The sequence below is a fragment of the Bacteroides gallinarum DSM 18171 = JCM 13658 genome (assembly GCF_000374365.1).
Classification (GTDB): Bacteria; Bacteroidota; Bacteroidia; order Bacteroidales; family Bacteroidaceae; genus Bacteroides; species Bacteroides gallinarum.
The window spans coordinates 54,236-74,540 of sequence record NZ_KB894131.1 but is presented as its reverse complement, the minus strand read 5'-3'; the positions used below and the strand labels follow the sequence as shown (position 1 = coordinate 74,540).

General features: G+C 47.9%; 11 protein-coding genes. 3 read left to right on the top strand and 8 right to left on the bottom strand.

The genetic code is table 11. The annotated features are described in order from the left end of the window. Window positions 1–7: 7 nt before the first annotated feature. The 6 genes from C233_RS0111125 to C233_RS0111100 form a co-directional block, all read right to left on the bottom strand. On the bottom strand, window positions 8–3,103 hold the full coding sequence (locus tag C233_RS0111125; protein ID WP_018667673.1) for a SusC/RagA family TonB-linked outer membrane protein: 3,096 nt from the start codon (window positions 3,101–3,103) through the stop codon (window positions 8–10). 654 nt (window positions 3,104–3,757) lie between these two features. Then, complete coding sequence (locus tag C233_RS0111120) at window positions 3,758–5,428, bottom strand: RagB/SusD family nutrient uptake outer membrane protein (RefSeq protein WP_018667672.1); 1,671 nt, start codon at window positions 5,426–5,428, stop codon at window positions 3,758–3,760. Window positions 5,429–5,472: 44 nt separating this feature from the next. Continuing rightward, window positions 5,473–8,610, bottom strand: coding sequence for a SusC/RagA family TonB-linked outer membrane protein (locus C233_RS0111115; RefSeq protein WP_026314836.1), 3,138 nt, complete (start codon window positions 8,608–8,610; stop codon window positions 5,473–5,475). Window positions 8,611–8,914: 304 nt separating this feature from the next. Then, window positions 8,915–9,919 (bottom strand): glycoside hydrolase family 43 protein, encoded by a 1,005-nt coding sequence (locus C233_RS0111110; RefSeq protein ID WP_026314835.1) that lies wholly within the window; start codon window positions 9,917–9,919, stop codon window positions 8,915–8,917. 145 nt (window positions 9,920–10,064) lie between these two features. Next, window positions 10,065–12,551, bottom strand: coding sequence for a glycoside hydrolase family 9 protein (locus tag C233_RS0111105; protein ID WP_018667669.1), 2,487 nt, complete (start codon window positions 12,549–12,551; stop codon window positions 10,065–10,067). A gap of 31 nt (window positions 12,552–12,582) precedes the next feature. Then, complete coding sequence (locus C233_RS0111100; RefSeq protein WP_018667668.1) at window positions 12,583–13,911, bottom strand: family 43 glycosylhydrolase; 1,329 nt, start codon at window positions 13,909–13,911, stop codon at window positions 12,583–12,585. A gap of 317 nt (window positions 13,912–14,228) precedes the next feature. Between C233_RS0111100 and C233_RS0111095 the strand changes: the two genes are divergently transcribed. The 3 genes from C233_RS0111095 to bamJ all read left to right on the top strand — a co-directional run bounded on the left by C233_RS0111095 (window position 14,229) and on the right by bamJ (window position 17,317). Beyond that, window positions 14,229–14,699 carry an HU family DNA-binding protein gene (locus C233_RS0111095; protein ID WP_018667667.1) on the top strand — a complete coding sequence of 157 codons (471 nt, stop codon included), beginning with the start codon at window positions 14,229–14,231 and terminating at the stop codon, window positions 14,697–14,699. Window positions 14,700–14,970: 271 nt separating this feature from the next. Beyond that, window positions 14,971–16,512 (top strand): glycine--tRNA ligase, encoded by a 1,542-nt coding sequence (locus C233_RS0111090; RefSeq protein WP_018667666.1) that lies wholly within the window; start codon window positions 14,971–14,973, stop codon window positions 16,510–16,512. A gap of 145 nt (window positions 16,513–16,657) precedes the next feature. Beyond that, complete coding sequence (bamJ, locus tag C233_RS0111085; RefSeq protein WP_018667665.1) at window positions 16,658–17,317, top strand: BamJ family beta-barrel-assembly machinery protein; 660 nt, start codon at window positions 16,658–16,660, stop codon at window positions 17,315–17,317. A 287-nt stretch (window positions 17,318–17,604) separates the two neighbouring features. Here bamJ and C233_RS0111080 read toward each other — a convergent pair whose 3' ends face one another. Together C233_RS0111080 and murQ are read right to left on the bottom strand one after the other, a co-directional pair. Next, window positions 17,605–19,440 (bottom strand): serine hydrolase, encoded by a 1,836-nt coding sequence (locus tag C233_RS0111080; RefSeq protein ID WP_018667664.1) that lies wholly within the window; start codon window positions 19,438–19,440, stop codon window positions 17,605–17,607. Between the two features lie 18 nt (window positions 19,441–19,458). Next, entirely contained in the window at window positions 19,459–20,277 is an 819-nt protein-coding gene (gene murQ / locus C233_RS0111075) for an N-acetylmuramic acid 6-phosphate etherase (protein WP_018667663.1), read from the bottom strand. Window positions 20,278–20,305: the final 28 nt, after the last annotated feature.

Below are 20,305 nucleotides of genomic sequence, written 5' to 3'. Positions count from 1 at the left end.
TATCTGTTTAAAATTGAATACTGATACCTGCATTAAATGATTTCATTTGCGGATAAGACCATCCTTGTGAGTCTACATTTTCGGGGTCTATCTGAGGAACATCGGTAATAGTAAAGAGATTCTGTCCACTGACGTACACACGTACATTCTCTAAACGGAGGTTATTCAACCATTTACGCGGGAAGTTATAACCTATCTCAATATTTTTCAGTCTGAAATAGGATGCGTCATACAGATAGGTCTGTACAGGCGGGAAATCCGTATTCGGGAAGTTATGTGTGGATTGCTCCAGACGGGGATAGCGCGCACTGGGATTGTCCTCACTCCATGCTTCTTTTATCCAAAATTGAGGCAGATTACCGTCATTGAAATAAGGCATAATTACACCACCGTTCAATTGAACCTGTACGTGTGTTGCTCCCTGAAATAGGAAACTAAGGTCGAAATTCTTCCATGCCAAACTTCCGTTGATGCCGTATATGATTTCGGGCACATTGCCGTATCCCAAATAGGTCATATCATCTGCATTTACCACATTATCACCATTCACATCTACATATTTGATATCACCGGGGCGGGTCACATAGTCGCTTCCAGCCACTTCTTGTTTGGCATACGCATCTATTTCTTGTTGCGTTTGGAAGATACCGTCTGTCTTATAGCCATAGTAGCTGTAGATAGGACGTCCGGTTTTCCTCAAATACTCGGAAGTTCCTGCGGCTTCAGCCATTTCCAATATCTTGTTACGGGCATAAGTAAAGTTTCCGCCTATGGAGTAGCGGACTTTGCCGATGTGATGATTAAATGTCAGGTTGGCATCGACACCTTTATTCTCCACCTTGCCGATATTCTCGAGTGGCAGTTCGCCTCCGAACGACCAAGGAACTTCGCTTCCTCGTTGTGCAAGGATATCGGAACGGGTTTCTTTAAAAAAGTCTATGGATAGATTGAGCATATTGAACAAACCTGCATCTATCGCAATATTCATTTTTTTTGAAGTTTCCCATGTTGCCAGTGCATTGGCGATAGGTCCGGGAGCCAATCCTTTGCTAACTAATTCACCGAATACGTAATCACCAAGATTATTCGCTAACCCGCCATTATGTGAACCGCGTGGAGTATACAAGTCGAAACGACTGTAGTACGGAAAAGCTACACCACCGGTATTATCGTTACCCAATGTACCGTAAGACCCCCTGACTTTTAGGAAGTTTATTTTATTCTTCAAAGGTTCGAAGAACTTTTCTTCTGAAATCACCCAACCGATAGATGCGGATGCAAATGTTCCCCAGCGTTTGTCGGGTGCAAAGTTTTCAGAAGCATCTCGGCGAATATTCGCTTCAAATAGGTATTTACCGCCATAATTATAGTTGACCCTGCCTACGTAGCTGAGGCGTGCCGACTCTCTGTCGTATCCGCCCAACTGTTGTCCGGTACTATTACCAGCACTGATTTGATCCATTACGTCCGAATCGAACGAATTACGAGATACCCATACATTGTGATATTTTTCTTTACGTCCTAATGCCATTAACAAGGCTGAAACGGTATGGTTGCCGAAAGAACGATCGTAGGTAAGATGCCCTTGCCATTCGATATACTCGTTGTCATTCTGATTCTGATAGAGTGAGGCACTACCCCGTGGCTGTAAGTTATAGTTATTGTCTTGGTCGCGTATATACAAGTAGGGAGAGAGCGACCAGGTCTTTTGGGCATAATTGTTTTTATCGTATGAGAAGACACCCTTTATTTTTAACCCTTGCGTTATGAACGGAAGCTCCTGAGTCAGTTCGAGCCGGGTCAGTAAACTATTGTTTCGTGAATCATTATATCCTGCGTCCTTGCTGGTTTGTGCCATGATGTTCGGATGAGTGGCATCAGGTACAGTGTAGAGCCCATTATCATACTTGGCAAGTAACACAGGAGTATTACGGATTAGTTGCTGGAAAACACTGGTACTGCTCTGCGGGCTGCCATGACGGTATTCCACACGACCGGATGCATCCACTGAGAGCTGAGTGGTAGAAGTGACTTTTACATCGATATTGCTTCTTAAAGAGTAACGTTCGTAGTCCAGATTGTCCCACAAACCATCTTGATGTACATATCCGAAACTGGTAAAGAACTTGATGTTATCGCGTCCGCCGTCCACGGTAATATTGTGCTGATGCTGTACTGCATTCTTTGATAGCATTTCCTTATACCAGTCGGTATTCGGATAGCGTTCGGGGTCAGAGCCGTCGGCGAATTTTCTGATTTCCTCGTCTGTATAAATTGTGTTGCCCATGTATATATTCTTCATCCGGGCATAATCGGTAGAATTGGCAAACTCCGGCAGGCTTGTAGGCTTCTGTATCGATACATTGCCCGAATACTTAACATGAACTTTTCCGGTATTACCCCGTTTGGTGGTAACCAGTATAACTCCGTTGGCACCACGCATACCGAAGATAGCTGCTGAGGCGGCATCTTTCAATACATTCAACGATTCTATCTCATTGGGGTCTATGCGGGCAAAGTCTTCTGCCTGGCGTTCGATACCGTCAATGATATAGGTTGGTGAGGTTCCTCCCTGGAACGTGGCGACACCACGAATATATATTTGTGAACCATCCAGTCCCGGTTCTCCCGTGGTTTGTTTGGCTATCAGTCCGGGAATTTGTCCGATGAGTGCATTCGAAGTATTTGCTGATTGAGCTTTCAGAATTTCATCGCTTTTCACGGAAGCTACGGCACCTGTCAGGTTTACTTTTTTTTGGACGCCATATCCTACGACTACTACTTCATCCAGTTTCATGTTGTCTTCGTTCATAACTACCCGCATACTTTTGGTGGCGGTAACTGTTAATGTACGATATCCTATATATGATATTTTCAACGTATTTCCGATATGGCTTTCGAGCGAGAATTTACCGTCTATATCTGAGATAGCACCTTTTTGTGTTTTTGTGTCTTGTATAGATACACCGATTAGCGGTTCTCCACTTTCATCAGTAACTATACCTTGAATAAGACTCTCTTGTGCATATCCGCTTGCTGTTATAAAAAGGAATAGTATCCATGCAAGAGGCCGCAGTGTGATAAGTGGCAGTCTTTTCTTCATAATATTAAAAGATTTAATAGTTAATAATGGTGTTTTCATGCAATACAGAAAAAAGAGATATTCGAAATTAGCGCGCATTGTAGTCCGTTCTCTTTTAGCCTGTTTGTTTAATGCAAAAGTAGAGTATGTATTGAGTAAAAGCAAGTAAACTACTACTCTTCACCTACTTTGGCTATCAGTAATTTATACGCCTGAAATACGCTTGTTTAATGATAATTTATTGATAAACAGTTGAGTATGTGAGTGTATGCTTTGATTATGTATAAAAATGCTTCAATATTTTATTGAATGGTCCGGATATAGGAAAAGAGCTTGGAACTCATTTACATTTACGGTATAAATAACCTGTCTTGACCGATAAGGATGTAAAAGTATAATTACTTTGGTTTTTATAAAATGAGGTTACCGGGTTGTTTATAAAGTAGAGGAGAAGTGTAGGAATGTTATAAGAATGAAAATAACGGCTTGACACTCTTTTAAGATAAATATCTTCTGTGCTATTAACTAATAATGTGTGTCTTGTGGAGATATTGTTCCTTTTACCAGGGTTATGATATAAAAAGCTTACCCAAACTTATGAAAATCAACATACTTTTGGGTAAACTTTTTAGAGCTTAACTAGGAAAGACCTTAGAGTTCGGCCTTTTTTATACCTTATTCACCACTTGGATTTTGCTTTAGATTAGGATTAACAGAAATAGCATCAAATGGGAATGCGAAGTATTCATGCTTACCTTTTATGAAACCTGTTGTTCCACTGTTGGGATTTGAATACTCTACATAGATACGATGCTTGGGTTCGCCTTTCGTGAAGAATGCGTCGTAAGCGGTAGGTATGTTTTTACCATTATCTTTAACGCCATCCGTGTCGCCCCAGCGTACCATATCCGGGAAACGAACTCCCTCGAGCCACATTTCGAAACTCTTCTCTTTTTTTACATCTTCCAATGTAAGTTGAGCAGAAACATAAGCAGAACCTGCACGATTTTGAATATCCTGAAGGCATTGGAGACCAAGACCGTCTGCATCGTCTGTCTGTGCACAAGCCTCAGCATACATTAACAGCACTTCGGCATAACGGAAAATCGTGAGGTTTTTGAATCCCCAACTACCTTTTGTGTTATCCTCTTTCCAAGCAACGAACTTATTGGCGAAATATTCTCCAACACCATAAAGACCAGTTTTGTCTTTGATACCAATTTGATCGGACGTTTCAAGTTGTGCACGGGTTAATCCTTTGTCTTTGGTTCCATTCCACTCCATTTCGTAGAGAAATTCGTCAGCGGTGAGGAAAGTTGATTTACGACGATAAGAATCACCGTCATTGGCTAACATACGTGCGGCAAAATCTTCACGAATGGCGTGCCCACCCCAACCGTCAACACCTATGAATGAAGGCATGGAAGCTAATTTGTCAGTCCGCCAGTTCCAGAATTGGATAAACATCCAGCCTGTACGCTGAATATTGTTACTCCACTCACCGATATTTGCATTTTCCACAACGTTAGCTTGGAAAATCATTTCTTCACAGAGATCGCCTGATGTGTGGAAGAGATTTGCCCAGCGATTACCGGGTACAAGTTCGTATTTCCCAGATTGGATAACTTGCTTGAGGTTGTTTTTTGCACCTGCATAATCTCCCATAAAGAGACGGGCCTTACCTGCGAGGGTGAGAGCAAAGCCCTTGGTAACCTTTGAAGCTCCAACTTTGTCTGTCGGGCTTGTACGCTCATCAAGGTCATTTACCACAGCTTCTGCCTCTGAGGCACACCATTCGAGGAGTTTGTCATGACCGCCTTCATAGTTAGTTGGTTTGGCATCTGCTGGGAGAACATGGTCTACCAATGGAGGACAATTCCACCCGATAGCAAGGGTGAAATGCGCCCAGGCACGGAGTGCGCGAGCTTCGGCGCATACACGTTTTTTGATATCCGTAGTAGGTTCTATATTATCAAGAATAAGGTTACAGTCATAAATTACTCCATAAAGCCCCCAATAGGCATTCTTGATAACTTCGTTCTGTGAGTCATAACGAAATTCATTGAGTTGTGCACCGAAGTCATTGTCGCCATAATAATTACCTGCTGCCAGCATGTCGTCACCGGGTTCATTGAAGAGTATGGGAAGAGCAACATAAATACCTTCATTACCAGCAATATTTAAGCAGAATGACTGGTAGAGGTTGTTGAGCGCATTCTGTGCATCATCATCGGTTTGGTAGAAGCTTTCAAACGGGATGACGCCTTTCTGCTCAATGTTGAGACGATCCTCACAAGCGCTGAAGAGGAGTGTAACACCTAAAAGTGAATATATAATCTTTTTCATAATAAATATACTTTTTTGAGTTTTTCAAGCAAAACTTGTCTCGATTAGAATGAGAAACTTGCACCGAATGAACACTTCTTCATAGTGGGGTACGAACCTATGTCGAAGCCGGCACCGCCATTTCTGCCTGTGGTTGCGGTTTCAGGGTCCATTCCCGGATAACTGGAGAATGTAAAAAAGTCATCCAAAGACACAAAGAAACGGAGATTCTTGATTGCCACTTTCTGAGTGAGTCTCTTAGGCAAAGTGTAGCCGAGTTGGAGTTGTTTGATTTTGAAGTAAGAACCGTTGAACATAGAAGCGCTTGAACCCCAGAAATTAAGGTCGGTAGCCACTTGGTTAGGTGCAGGCATGGAGGCTCCTTTATTCTCCGGAGTCCAGGCATTGTCCATATAGTATCTCAATGAGTTACGTAGCGGGCTGTCTGCACGATAGAGGATGTTGAAAATCTTATTGCCTGCTACACCGGTACCGAATGCCGTGAAGTCGAATCCTTTGTATGCGAGGTTAATGGTTATTCCATAAGTGAACTTTGGAATGGCACTGCCGATATCTGTCATATCCTCGTCTGTCAATTCTGAAGAGTTAACGATTTTACCCTCACGATTGCGGAACCGGGGGGCACCAGTCTCGCTATCAACACCGACATAATCGAATGCGCGGAAATACCAAATGGAGTGGCCCTCTTCAAATGCAGTATGCACTTTGTTATTTGTACCGTCTACACCGCCTTTGCTGGCTGTGATACGTGGAAGGTCGTCATAAAGGTAAGTTACCTCATTTTTCAATGTAGAAAAGTTAGCATTGATACTGTATGCAAGGTCGCCGATATGGTCTTTCCAACTGGCTTCGAATTCGAAACCTTTGTTATTTACTTCACCGGCGTTTACGGTAGTCTGATTTGTATAAACCTCAGGAACCGGATTGATTTTTACAAGAAGGTCTTTTGTATTTTTGTTGTAATAGTCAAGACTTACCGCCAGACGGTCGTTCAGGAAACGCATGTCAAGACCGAGGTCCAACTGCTCGGATGTTTCCCACTTGAGGTTCGGATTGGCAAGTCCGGAAGGATAAGAACCGTAGTATTGTTCGGGGCTGTCTCCGTATTGGTACCAGGCTGCATTGTAGCTAATGGGTGCGGTGTACGGATAGTTACTGAGTACATTTACATTACCGTTGCGGCCCCAAGATACACGGAACTTCAAAAATGAGAGAATATCGCTACTGATATTTTCCTTGATGAATTTTTCATTGCTGATAGTCCAACCTGCGGCCAAAGAAGGGAATTTTCCCCAACGTTTGTCAGCCGGTAGTTTGGAAGTGTCAAATGCATCGGCACGATAGTTGAACTGCAAGCTGTAACGGTTGTCGAAGGTATAGAGCAGACGGCCGAAGTAGGAGAGGCTGGTTGAAACACTCGGAAGGTTTCCGATACTTTTTGTTGTGGTCGAAGCTGAATTTACATAATTAAGATACTTAAAGTTATCAGCATCGCCGGAGAGAATCTTATTGCCACCTGTACCGGTAGCTGAAGCCGATACATTATCCGAACGGTCTTCTGTATAAGACATACCGAGCATAGCGCCTACATTGTGCTTATCAAATAATGTCTTGTTGAAGTTTGCGAAGTTTTCCCATTGGTAGTAGTGGCTGTTATTGGCATTGGCCGAGATGGAGTAGTCATCAGCTTTGGCTTGGCCGTTCATGTAATAGGGTTCGGAATAGTCATGGCTATTGCTTTGCGCAATACGATAGGAAAAACGCGATGTCATTACAAGACCGTCAATAGGAGTAAGGTCTACGAAAGCCGTTCCACGAACGGTAAAACCGGAGTTTTTGTAGTTACGGCGGTCGAGTTGGAGGAGCGGATTACCGTTGTCGTCCATTTGGAATTTTGAAGTGGCGTAGTACTTGCCGTTCGGAGCAACAAGAATTTTTTCAGGATTTGTGGCGTATACATCTTTCATGCCTGTGGTAAAATCATCAACACTGTCCCAATATACAGGAGTCAAGGGGTCGAGCAGGAGAGCCGGTGCAAGCATGGAACCATAAGCACTCTGGTGAGTGATGTTGCGGGTTGCCCACTTTTCAATAGAAGTGTTGGTGCCGACCTTTATCCATTTATAGAGTTGGTAGTCTGCATTGAGCTGGGCGGTAAGGCGGGTGTAGGTGTCTTTCTTGCCACGTACGATACCGTCATTGTCGATGTAATTTATAGAAGTAAAGAAATGACCTTTGTCGTTACCGTCTTGGAATGTGACAGAGTGTTGAGTAGCCCAACTGGTATCGAATACTTCCTTTATCCAGTCTGTTTCTTGCGGATTGTTGTAGTCAACGCCATTAGCCTCACACATGGTTTTCATATCATAACCTGACATTTCTTTGTATTTAATCCAGTCTTTTGCACCGAACAGCTCAGGTGTTTTGCCAAGACGTTGGTTAATGGCCTTGAAAGAGTATGTAATTTTGGGACGGCCATTTGCACTGCTACCGGTCTTTGTTGTAATAAGGACGACGCCATTACCGGCTTGAGCACCATAGATTGCAGCCGAGGCGGCATCTTTGAGGACTTCCATAGACTCAATCATGGAAGGATCGAGGTATTGGATGTTATCAACCTTCAAACCATCGACAATCAATAGCGGTCCGAGTTGGTCAGAGTTTGATGAATAGCCACGAATACGAATCTTCGCTCCTTCACCGGGGGCACCGGATGTGTTCAGAATCTGAACGCCGGCAGCTTTACCTTGAAGGGCGGCAGCAGCATCGACTGTTGCGAGGTTCTTGATATCATCTCCATTGACCGAAGCAATAGCTCCTGTGAGGTCGCTTTTACGTTGAACGCCATAACCTACAACAACTACTTCATCGAGTACTTTTAAGTCTTCTTGCATACGGATGTCGATTTTGTTACGACCATTAACATTGATTGTCTGTGTCTTATAACCTACAAAAGATACGGTAAGAGTTGCATTACTATTCTGTAGCTGGATAGAGTAGTTACCATCGATATCGGTAATACAGCCGTTGGTAGTTCCATTTTCAAGAATAGCAACACCAATCATTGGCTCAGAATCATTAGCTGAGACAACAGTTCCTTTAACTTGGATTTGCGCCATTGCCGTAGTACAGCAGAAAGCAGCAAATGCCAGTAAAAACAAAATTTTTGTTTTCATAAGCATAGATTGGTAATTTTTAATAAATAATGTAATTTTAGTATTAGAGTTGGAATATAAATAGATTGCAACATTTGCGTTGCATACCCATCTGCTTGCTTGTGTTTTTCTTTTTCTTACATTTTTCTCATGGGCAAAATCGGTTTTTATAGTTTAACAAAGGTGAATAGTTAACTCTCGGATAGCTCGGCATCGATAATGTAAAACCATTGTCTTTTCAATGATAATGGTTTTACATTGCCAATGCGGTGTATTATTGAGCTGTAATAAAAATCAATAGATTGTCGTGTGCATCGATTTGGATATTGTGTTATTTCGTTACCCCTTTTTTAGTCTGCACCACCGGCTGCATCGTTCCGTCCGGATTATAATGCAACTCGTCCACACATACGCTGCGTCGTCCTATTGCTCCGGTATGTCCGTCAAGGGTCAGGACAGCATTGTGATAAAACAGATACCATTGTCCCTGGAACTCTATAATTCCCGGATGAATGGTGAAGCTGTTTTCCGCCATACCGGTCAGCTCGCCTTGTGGTGTCCACGGCCCCTCCATGCTGGGAGCGGTGGCATAAGATATATTCTCGCGTCCTTGTCCGAAGGATGCATACGTAAGGTAATACAAGTCGCCGCGTTTATGGAGCCAGGGACCTTCCACGTAGCGAGGCAGGTCTACCACCTCGATATCACCGTCGATTTCGATAAGGTTAGGCTTCAGCTTGGCAAGGAAACAAGTCCCATTTCCCCACGAAAGCCAGGCTTGTCCATTCTCGTCTATTAAGGCAGTGGGGTCTATGTCGTTCCACCAGCCGCGCGGACCGTTGGGAGTCATATCATCGGTAACGAGCGGCTTTCCTATTGCGTCGGTGAAAGGCCCCGTGGGAGAATCGCTGACAGCTACGCCGATTGCCTTGCTGTTATAAGGCTCGCCAGCCTGTACGGTGGTATAGTAATAGAACTTGCCGTTATGCTCTATCACCTGGGCTGCCCATGCCTCGCCTATGCCCCATTTAAAGTCCGTAGGCTTCAGTACGACACCGTGGTCGGTCCATGTCTGCATGTCCTTCGTTGAGTAACAGAGCCATTCGGTAATGTTAAACTCCTTACCGCCGTGGGCAGTGTCCTGGCCTTCGTAATATTCGTCGTGCCCTACATACAGATAGAGCGTACCGTTGTGTACGAGCGGAGCCGGGTCTGCTGTAAACTTGTCTTTAACAAGCGGATTGCCCGTGTTGCGGAAAGTAGGCAACTTGGGTTGTTGTGCACATCCTGCCAGCAGGCAAATGGCACCGAAGATAAAAAGTAAATTCTTTCTCATATGTGTTATTTTATTAATAGTATAATCAAACTCGTCCGGCATGATACCCGATGCAAAAATAGGCCTGCAACGTACTTACCGGCTTATATTTTTAGATATTCAGTTTACAGTATTAGGTATATATCGGAAAAATATAAGCCATTTTCTATTCCAGTAACCGGTTCACCGCATGAACCAGATAGATATAATCGGGAGCCAGCGGAATAACATACTCATTCTCGCTCCAGTGGAACTGGTAGTCATCCCGGTTCTCCGGGAAGTCCGGTTTTAGCAGGCGGATACCCGGTACGATACCGCCGGGGATGAACGAGTGGTCGGCACGGTTATTGCCATAAGCCACCCTCTTGGGCTGGGCGCCTACTCCCGATATGAATGAACGGTTATGGTAGGGGTGGCAACCGTAGATATAGTTCAAATTGCGGAATACCAGCTCCGGGTTGGCCAGCTCGGGGAATAACTTATGAATCTGATAATTGATGATACCGTTGCGGAGTATCATAGCATTGCCAGCCCAATTGCTCAGGCTGATGCCGATGCCGAACGGATTTAGCATTTCCAGCTTGGCCTGCTGTGCTATATATGCCTCTATCTGCGGTTTTACCTGCTGTTTGAAAGCATCGCCCATGAACGGCGTCAGGCGGACGATGAGCGCAGCGTTCCGGTTAAATTGCTTGGTCAGTTCGGGAAGCAACTCGTCTACCCGTGCCTTGTACGTGGCATTGTCAGTGGCACGCCACAACTCAAAGGCAGCGTGGCATTCGGAGGCAGCAAGCTGCTGGAAACGGTTGAAAGGTGTCGAGGGCTTCTCCTCTTTACCGGCTTTACGGCTGTGCTCGTCTTTCCAGATAAACTCCGCTATTCGCAAAGCCTTGCTGGCGAGCGAAGGATTGAGGGTGGGCAAAACACGTGCGGCGGCAGCCAATGCAGCAGCAGTACCGTAATTGAGGGCGGGTGTACGGTTGGTGAACGCCATGCGGTCATCTTCGTTACCCGCGATACCGTCGGTCTTGGTTACGGCATCGCCCAAGTGGCGGTATTGGTACAGGTGCGATTCGTTGATACCCGGAATGGCATATCCGATAGCGTCGACCTGCGCAGCGAGCTGCAATACGCCATGTTCTATTTGCTGCAATACGTCAGGCTTGCCGTCGGGCAGGTGTATCTCGGTATAACGTGCCTGCTGGTCGACAGTCGTTTCGTCGTGGGCGGGAGCGAACTCTTCCCAGATATCTGCCAATGACTGTACTGTCTGCTGCTGCGAGGGCGTCTGGATGTCGAAATCGCCGGCATCGAACCAACCGCCTACATTCAATCCCGGGATATGCTGTCCGGGTTTGAACCTATTGTCTGTGTTGGCGCCCTGGTTCCAGCCGTCCCAGTGCGAATAGTTCACCGGTGCCTGGCGGGCATCGTCCAGGTGAGCGGCGCCATGCCATACGCGGTAAGCCTCACGAACGAACATATGGTCCATTTGTACCGGCATAAAGACGTCCAGCGTAGGATACCAGGCGCGTTGGTACACATTAGCATCGATTGGGAACGGGCCGCTTACCTGCTCGCCGTAAGCCAGTTTGTAGATACCCGGTTCCTCTACCTGCGAAAAGTCGAATTGCAGGTAATTATAGCGGGTGTACATACCCCATGTTACCGGTTTGCCCGATAAGGTAGCCGTCAGCGAGCCGTCTGCATTGACTTTATAAAGCGTGATGTCCGAAAGCGGCTTGTCGTTCTTGTCCAGTTCTATCACGGCCGTTTTCTGCTGTGCAGGATGATAACCCACTTGCGAATAACTGATAGTGGGAGTACGCAACCAGCGGGTATCGGTTTCGGCCTGTATGAACCATTCGGCTATCTTGCCGGTTTTGCCTGCCGGCAGCAACGTGCGCACAACGAAAGTACCGTTTTGCTGTTTGTTGCGCCCGTCAAAAAGCATCAGCTTGCTGTCCGGTAAAGTGGTACGGATAGTGATATGTTTCGACGGAGCGTCGGGAGCTATCTCGATTACCGTACCGGCAGCCATTGGCGTCGGTTCCACAATACCGTTGATAACGGTCATGTTGTCGGCAGCCGAGGTGGGGAACAGCCCCGGTTTGCCGTCCATTAAGTAAGAGTGCTCGAAGAATACGGGCGGAAAGAACTCCATGTTCAGCCCGGCCACCCCTACGAGCGAGTCGGGCAGTGCCCTGTCTACCGATACGCTGAGGTAGAAACCGCCATCGCGCGCTTCCCCGGTCAGCGTATATGTAAAAGCATACTGGGGATATTCCAGGTTTACGTCGATACGCTTGGCCGCTTTGTCCACGGTACGGCTTATGAATGTGGGCAATTTGTCCCACTGCCCCGGGGTAGGGTTGAGGCGGACATCGCCGTTGGTAGCGGTGCGCAGCCCGTGATGAATGATTTCGACGGCGCTTATTTTGGAATCGTCGAACATAGCATCGTACTTGTTGTTGAAAACGAAATAGTTCAGTCCGCGGGTTTCGAAATAACTGGAGTCGTTCAGCACCAAGTCGTTGACTTGGGTGAAGGAAGGAGAGCCGTCCTGCCCGCAGGCGCCGAACAATGCGAACCCTATGAACGGTAAGATAACCTTGCCATATAATAGCGAAAAGAGGGAATAGCGTTTTTTCATGAAATGCCGGTATTAAAAAAATTGTACTATGTTATTCGAAACTTATCCAGTCCACTGCCACCGGATGCTCGCCGGTAAGGGTGGCTTTCAAACTTTGGACACCCTCGGGCGCATTACGTACACTTGTACTTATTTCCGCCCATTGCCCGGTTGGTTTTACGGACAGCTCGGCAATCGTTACCCCTTTGTCTCCGGTAGTTTGTAAGGTTATCGTACCCCCTTTTTCTGAGCGTACGCGCGCTTTGAGCCGTTTTACGGGTGCAGCGCCGAAGTCGACATTGTTGTACACCGCCCACGTGTCTGCCCTGTGGAATAAAATTTGCCACCCCTGGAATGTGTCTGCCGGGTTCAGATAGTCTATGGACACTCCGTAAGGACTTATTGCGGAGTAGCGGTCGAGCTGGATTTTGCTGCGCGCATCGGTCATGCCCACTCCGCGCAAGGTTGGCTTCACCTTCTTGATAGTACCGTCTGCGTTGAAGAAAAGCGAGTCGATACGTACCGAACGGTTCTTGTCGAAATTGGGAGAATAATCGTTATGATGATAGAAAAGATACCATTGGCCGTTGTATTCCGTAATGGAGTGGTGATTGGTCCAGCAGCCGGTGGGCGATTCGTCCATGATGATTCCTTTGAAAGTGAACGGCCCCATAGGATTGTCTCCCATGGCATAAGCCAGGTTCTCGGTCTTGTCCTGTACCCAGGGGAAAGTGAAGTAGTATTTGCCGTTGCGTTTGAATACATACGGCCCTTCCTTGAAGCCTTCGGGCAGCCCTTGAACCTGCATCGGTTCGGAGGCAAGCTCTTTCATGTTTGGCTTCAGCTTGGCAACCGACATGCCGCGTCCCGACCAGTAAATGTACGCTTCTCCGTCGGTATCCACAAGGACGCAGGGGTCGATGCCGGATATGCCTTTTATGGGTTCGGCTTCCGGCGTGAAGGGCCCTTCCGGGTTGTCGGCGGTAGCTACGCCGACGTTGAAGCCGCGCCTGCCCTCGCCTTTGGGCGTACTGGGAAAGTAGAAGTAATATTTTCCGTCTTTATATACACACTCGGGAGCCCACATGGAATATGAGTCGGGCTGCACCCAGGGTATTTCGTTTTGGGAGAGAATAACTCCCCGGTCAGTCCAGTCGGTCAGGTTGGTCGAGGTAAATACATGGTAGTCGGCCATGCAGAACCATTCTTTCAGATGTTTTACCGGGCTGGGTATGTCGTGCGAAGGGTAGATATATACCTTGCCATTGAATACCCGTGCCGTGGGGTCGGCAGAAAATTGATTCCTGATAACCGGATTCTGTGCCTGGAGCGTACCGGTTGCGGCGGCTACCGCAGCGAGTAGAAGGAAAAGTTTTTTCATAATATTATTTAATTGTTGTACACCACAAATGTAGCGGGGAGGGGCGCTTTTTTTCTTGCACTTTTGGATACGACTTTTATACTTTTAAATAAAATACCCGGTAATGAGGGAAATAACGGGATATAATTACCGTTTTCCTTTTCCTTTATCCGCAATAAAAGCTTATCTTTGTTCGCCTTTTTGGTATGTACGACACCCGGGTGTTGAACATGCCGGCATCCGGGTGTCGGACGTGCTGACATCCGGGTGTTGGATGTACTGACACCCGGGTGTCGTACATCTTTATAATACTAATGCGAAAAATTGGGAGTACGATTATGACGATACCCTATCTGGTAAGGAAGAAAGCCGACCTGTCGTCCGGCAAGAGGAGAGAGCAATGGTATGCCGTGCAGAAGAAATTGCAGGAACGCGGCGGAGTGAATATAGAGAAGCTGGCGGAACTGCTGTCGAAGCGCAGCCACTTCCCGCAAGGGATGATTATGGGTATCCTTTCGGAGCTGGGAGATACGGTCGAGGATATTCTGAGTATGGGGCAGTCGGTTACCATTCCCAACCTGGGCACTTTCCAGACGGCTCTTACCAGCCCCGGTTTCGACCGCCCGGAACAGGTGATGCCCGGAAAAGTAAGGCTTTCGCGCGTGTTCTTCGTGGCAGACCGCAAGCTTACCGCCCGCCTGAAAGAAGTGCAACCGTTTAGGATACCTTTCAGTATGTATTTCCCCGAGAGCGAGATAACGCCTGCCATGTGCCGGGCGGACAAAGGGCAGAAGGCGGAGGAGGAATAAGCCGGGGCATAGCTCCGTGAATGTTAAGAAACAGGAAGCATCCGGCAACCTTGTCCGCTGTCGGCCGGCAGGGATATGCGCTGCTCCGAAAAAGGAACCGGCACATGCAATCCGCTGCCGGTTGTACCATGTGCGGCCGTTTTATGGGGTTGGGGCTACAAACATTACCATAAATTAATATCCCTATTGCCCTACATATAAGATAAATCCCTATCTTTGTGGCGCTTTTTAACTGAATGAAGATTTCAAATTAATTAAGATACAACAGAAAATGGCACAGGAAGACGTTTTTAAGAAACTCGTATCACACTGTAAGGAATACGGATTCGTGTTCCCTTCGAGCGACATCTACGACGGTTTGGGGGCCGTGTACGATTACGGCCAAATGGGTGTGGAACTGAAGAATAACATCAAGCAATACTGGTGGCAGAGCATGGTGCTGCTGCACGAAAACATAGTAGGTATCGACTCGGCTATCTTCATGCATCCTACAATCTGGAAGGCGAGCGGCCACGTAGATGCGTTCAACGACCCTTTGATTGACAACCGAGACTCCAAGAAACGCTATCGTGCCGATGTACTGATTGAAGACCAGCTTGCCAAATACGACGACAAGATAAATAAGGAGGTTGCCAAAGCCGCCAAGCGTTTTGGCGAGGCTTTCGATGAAGCCCAGTTCCGCAGCACGAATGCCCGTGTGCTGGAGCATCAGGCCAAGCGCGACGCTTTGCACGAACGTTTTGCCAAGGCGCTCAACGATAACAACCTCGAGGAGCTCCGCCAGATTATCCTGGACGAAGAAATCGTTTGCCCTATCAGCGGTACGAAGAACTGGACGGAAGTGCGCCAGTTCAACCTGATGTTCACCACCGAAATGGGTTCCACCTCGGAAGGTGCGATGAAGATTTACCTTCGTCCGGAAACTGCCCAAGGCATCTTTGTGAACTACCTGAATGTGCAGAAAACCGGCCGTATGAAGATACCTTTCGGTATCGCACAAATCGGTAAGGCTTTCCGCAACGAAATCGTTGCCCGCCAGTTCATCTTCCGCATGCGCGAGTTCGAACAAATGGAGATGCAGTTCTTCGTAAAGCCGGGTACTGAGCTCGACTGGTTTAAGACCTGGAAGGAGACGCGCCTGAAATGGCATAAGGCGTTGGGATTCGGCGACGACCATTACCGCTACCACGACCACGACAAGCTGGCGCACTATGCGAACGCCGCTACCGACATCGAGTTCCTGATGCCTTTCGGCTTCAAGGAAGTGGAGGGCATCCACAGCCGTACGAATTTCGACTTGTCCCAGCACGAGAAGTTCTCCGGCAAGAATATCAAGTATTTCGACCCGGAAACGAACGAAAGCTATACCCCGTACGTTATCGAAACCTCTATCGGCGTAGACCGTATGTTCCTGAGTATCATGTCCGCCTCTTATTGCGAGGAGCAGTTGGAGAATGGCGAAACCCGTGTGGTGCTGAAACTGCCTGCTGCGCTGGCTCCGGTGAAACTGGCGGTTATGCCGTTGGTGAAGAAGGACGGCCTGCCCGAGAAAGCCCGTGAAATCATCAACGACCTGAAGTTCCATTTCCACTGCCAATACGACGAGAAAGACAGCATAGGCAAGCGTTATCGCCGCCAGGATGCTATCGGTACTCCGTATTGTGTAACCGTAGACCACCAGACGCTGGAAGACAACTGCGTAACGTTGCGTAACCGCGATACGATGCAGCAGGAGCGTGTAGCTATCTCCGAACTGAACAATATCATTGCAGACCGCGTAAGCATTACATCCTTGCTGAAAACGCTGCAATAAGAAATATTTCGTCTGTCTGTGCCGTTCCGGGCGTAGCGAAGAATTTCTTCTTCCCGCTTTGTGCGGAGCAGGTGGAGCTCTTCGCCGCGCTTCCGGGCGACAGGTGACGGATATAAATAATAGTAATTCCGTAATTTATAATTAAATGAAAAGACCATTCCTTTTGTTTTTACCTTTCTTGCTGTTTGTGGCAGGTGCGTTTGTGGCTTGCGAAGAAGTGGAGGAAGCCGGAAAATATGATAACTGGCGGCCGCGCAACGAGGCTTTTATCGATTCTATAAAGAGTGAGACGGGCGATAGGCTTGTGCTTACGGCAGAGAATGCTGATAAAATGGAGCTGGGCAAGCTGTATGCGATACAAGTGCCGACGACCAGTACGAATATGGTGCCTCAATACGTATATTGCAAGAAGCTTGTAAAGAAGGAAAACGGAACGGGCGAACGTCCCAAGTTCAGCGGAGACGGGGCTACCGTCAGTGTCTTTTATTATGGAACTTTTATTACCGGAGAGGACTTCGACGGTAACTTCGACGGTTATGGAGCAACCGACCGCGAGATACCGCTGCCACTGTCCGATTCGTCCAAATGGCCTACGGCGTTTAACTCTCCTTCTGAATTTACGGTATCAGAAGTGGGGCTTATTCCGGGGTGGACATGGACTTTGCAATATATGCAGGTAGGCGAACGCTGGATGCTGTATATTCCCTGGCAAAGCGGATATGGTTCGAGCGGTAATTCATCGGGTACTATTCCGGGATATTCGTCGTTGACATTCGATGTGTATTTGGAAGGAATCGTCGAATAAACGTTTTTTTGCATAACTGATAAAAGAGGGTGTCAAAACTCAATATTGAAGTGCACCCCAAAAGTTAGACATAAAACTTTTGGGGTGCACTTCAGTATTGAAAAGATGAACTTTTAATTTGAAATTCGAGTACTCTAAAAGACAAAAGAAAGGGTCGTATCATTACTCAAAACGGAGCTTGATACGACCCTTTCAGTTATTATAGTTATAATCCGTAACTTTTAAGAGTAGTCATTTTTGTTTTGACATCCCCCCTTTCTGTGTTTGCGGGCAAGGGAGAATACCGGTCAAATCTTCTTTTTGATAGCTTTCACCCATATCTTATACCCTTCCTCATTCAGATGCAACCCGTCGGTAGTAAGGTCTGCACGCAGTACATAGTTCCCTTTCTCTGTGAACAAAGGGAAGAGGTCAATGTAGTCCACGCCTTTTTCTTTGGCGAGCGCCTTTAGCCGTTTGTTGATTTCGGGTATCATACCGGTCTTTCCCGCCAACTTCTTATAACGTCCGAAACTCTCGTTGATAGGGAGGAGGCTTTGCAGATAGAGTTTGGTGTCGGGCGATTCTTCCAGGATACGTTCTACCGTGGTGCGAATCATTCCGATGATGCTGTCGCAGGTCAGGTCGTGGGAAACATCGTTTACGCCGGTAAGGAGGAATAGCTTGGCAGGACGTCCCGGCAGTATCTGGTGCAAGCGGTCGTATATGCCCATTACCTCGTCACCGATGATGCCACGGTTGCGTACATGCTTATTGCCGAGGCGGGCAGCCCAGTCGCCGCCATTTTCCGTAAGGCTGTTGCCCAGCATTACGATGTCCTTATTGCCTATGGCGGGTTCGTCCATGAACTGGAGGAAACGCTTGTAGTAGTGTTCCGTGTAGGTGCGCGCAGCGGGGTAGAGGGAGGATGCCACGACGTTGGATACCAGCGAGCGCAGGCGTACTACGCTGTGTCCGTCCTCAGGGTGCACGGCGTTAATCAGCAGGATAACGGAAGTATCGTTGTCGGGGTCGATTACTATGGATGTGCCGGTATAGCCGGTATGCCCGTATGTGTTCGGGCCGAAGAAATCGCCGGAATTGGATGCGTAGGCGGTAAATACATCCCAACCTAAGGAACGTCCCAGCCCGGCTGTGGCACGGGGAACGGTACGCATAGCCTTTACACCCTGCGGGCTGAGGATACGCCGGCCGTTCCATTCGCCGCCGTTTTGGAGGGCGGCACAGAGTATGGCGATGTCCTCGGCGCAGGAGAATACGCCCGCATTACCGCTGATGCCGCCGTTGAGGATGCGTGCAAGAGGGTCGTGCACCTGGCCGCAAAGGACTTGCCCGCCGGGTTGCTTCTCTGTCGGGGCGATGTCCTTTAGCTGGAAGGGGAGGGCGGTATTTACCCATTTGCCGTTTTTATCGCGCCGGCAGGGTAGGTAGTCGGTGTGTGCCATGCCTAATACGTCGAAGATATTCTCGCGGGCGAAGTCGCGCAAGGATTGGTCGCTGACGGTTTCGATGATGTGTTGCAGGGTGATGAAGTTGAGGCAACTGTATTGGAAATCCGTTTGGGGCTCGAAGTCGCGCTGGCAGCCGGCAATGTATTCCATGAGCCCTGCCGGGTTGGGCGAACCGTACTTCTTCTCCAGCTCTTCCGTAGGGCCGTAAGGCGGCAGGCCGGAAGTATGCGTCAGCAGGTCGGCTATGCGGATGACCTTCCGGGCTTTTCCGTCTTCGCTCTCCCAGTCTTTGAACTCCGGAATATAGCGGCTGACGGGGTCGAGAAAGCGTATCTTGCCCCGTTCTGCCAAAATCATGGCACATATGGCGGTAGACATGGATTTGCTGCAAGACGCCATATCGAAAATGGTATTCGTAGTCATAGGCTCCGTGTCCGGATAGAGCCGTTTGTTGCCGTAGGCTTTCAGGTAAGCCATTTTGCCGTTGCGCACTACCGCAAGCACGGCGCCGGGAATTTCCTTGCCGGCAATGGCGGCTTCGATAGCCTGGTCGGCATACATAAGCTTGCGTGAATCCATTCCCACCTGTTCGGGGGCAACGCGCTGCAAAGGTTGTGCGGTGATTGCCTGCAAGCCGGACAAGAGTAGAAAGATGCTGATAAGTGTTTTCATATCAAGGGGAGATTGGGGTTATTGTTCTTTTGTCCGGTACGCGTCCGCCGCTTTCTTTACGGAGCCGTGCATCAGCAGGAGGGCCTTGGCTTTGCCGTAGTCCAGTCCTAATTCTTCGACCAACATGCGTGTGCCGCGGTCTACCAGCTTCTTGTTGCTGAGCTGCATGTTCACCATTTTATTGCCTTTTACGCGGCCTAACTGTATCATTACGGAGGTGGTAATCATGTTCAGAATCATCTTCTGCCCTGTGCCCGACTTCATGCGGGAACTGCCGGTAACATATTCCGGACCTACAATCATTTCGATAGGCACGTCGGACTCCGCTGCCATTGGAGAGTCGGGGTTGCTGGTGATGCACGCCGTCAGGATGCCATGTTCGCGCGCCTCGTGCAAAGCGCCGATTACGTAGGGGGTAGTGCCGGACGCTGCTATGCCGATTACCGTATCCTTGTCCGTGATATTGCGCTCTACCAGCTCCTCCCAGCCGCGTTGCATATCGTCTTCCGCATTCTCCACCGGGTTGCGCAGGGCTGTGTCGCCGCCGGCTATCAGGCCGATTACCAGTGTGGGCGGCATGCCGAAGGTAGGCGGTATCTCGGAGGCGTCGAGCACGCCGAGGCGTCCGCTCGTGCCGGCGCCCATATAGAAAATACGTCCGCCCTGTTTCATGCGGGGTACGATTTGCGTTACCAGTTTCTCTATTTGGGGTATCGCCTTTTGTACGGCAAGCGCCACCTTTTGGTCTTCGTTATTGATATCTTCCAGTATTTCGCGGACGGACTTCTTTTCCAAGTCGTTGTAGAGCGAAGGTTGCTCTGAGATTTTTACAAACATAAGGATATTCGTTTTTTGTTATTTTACT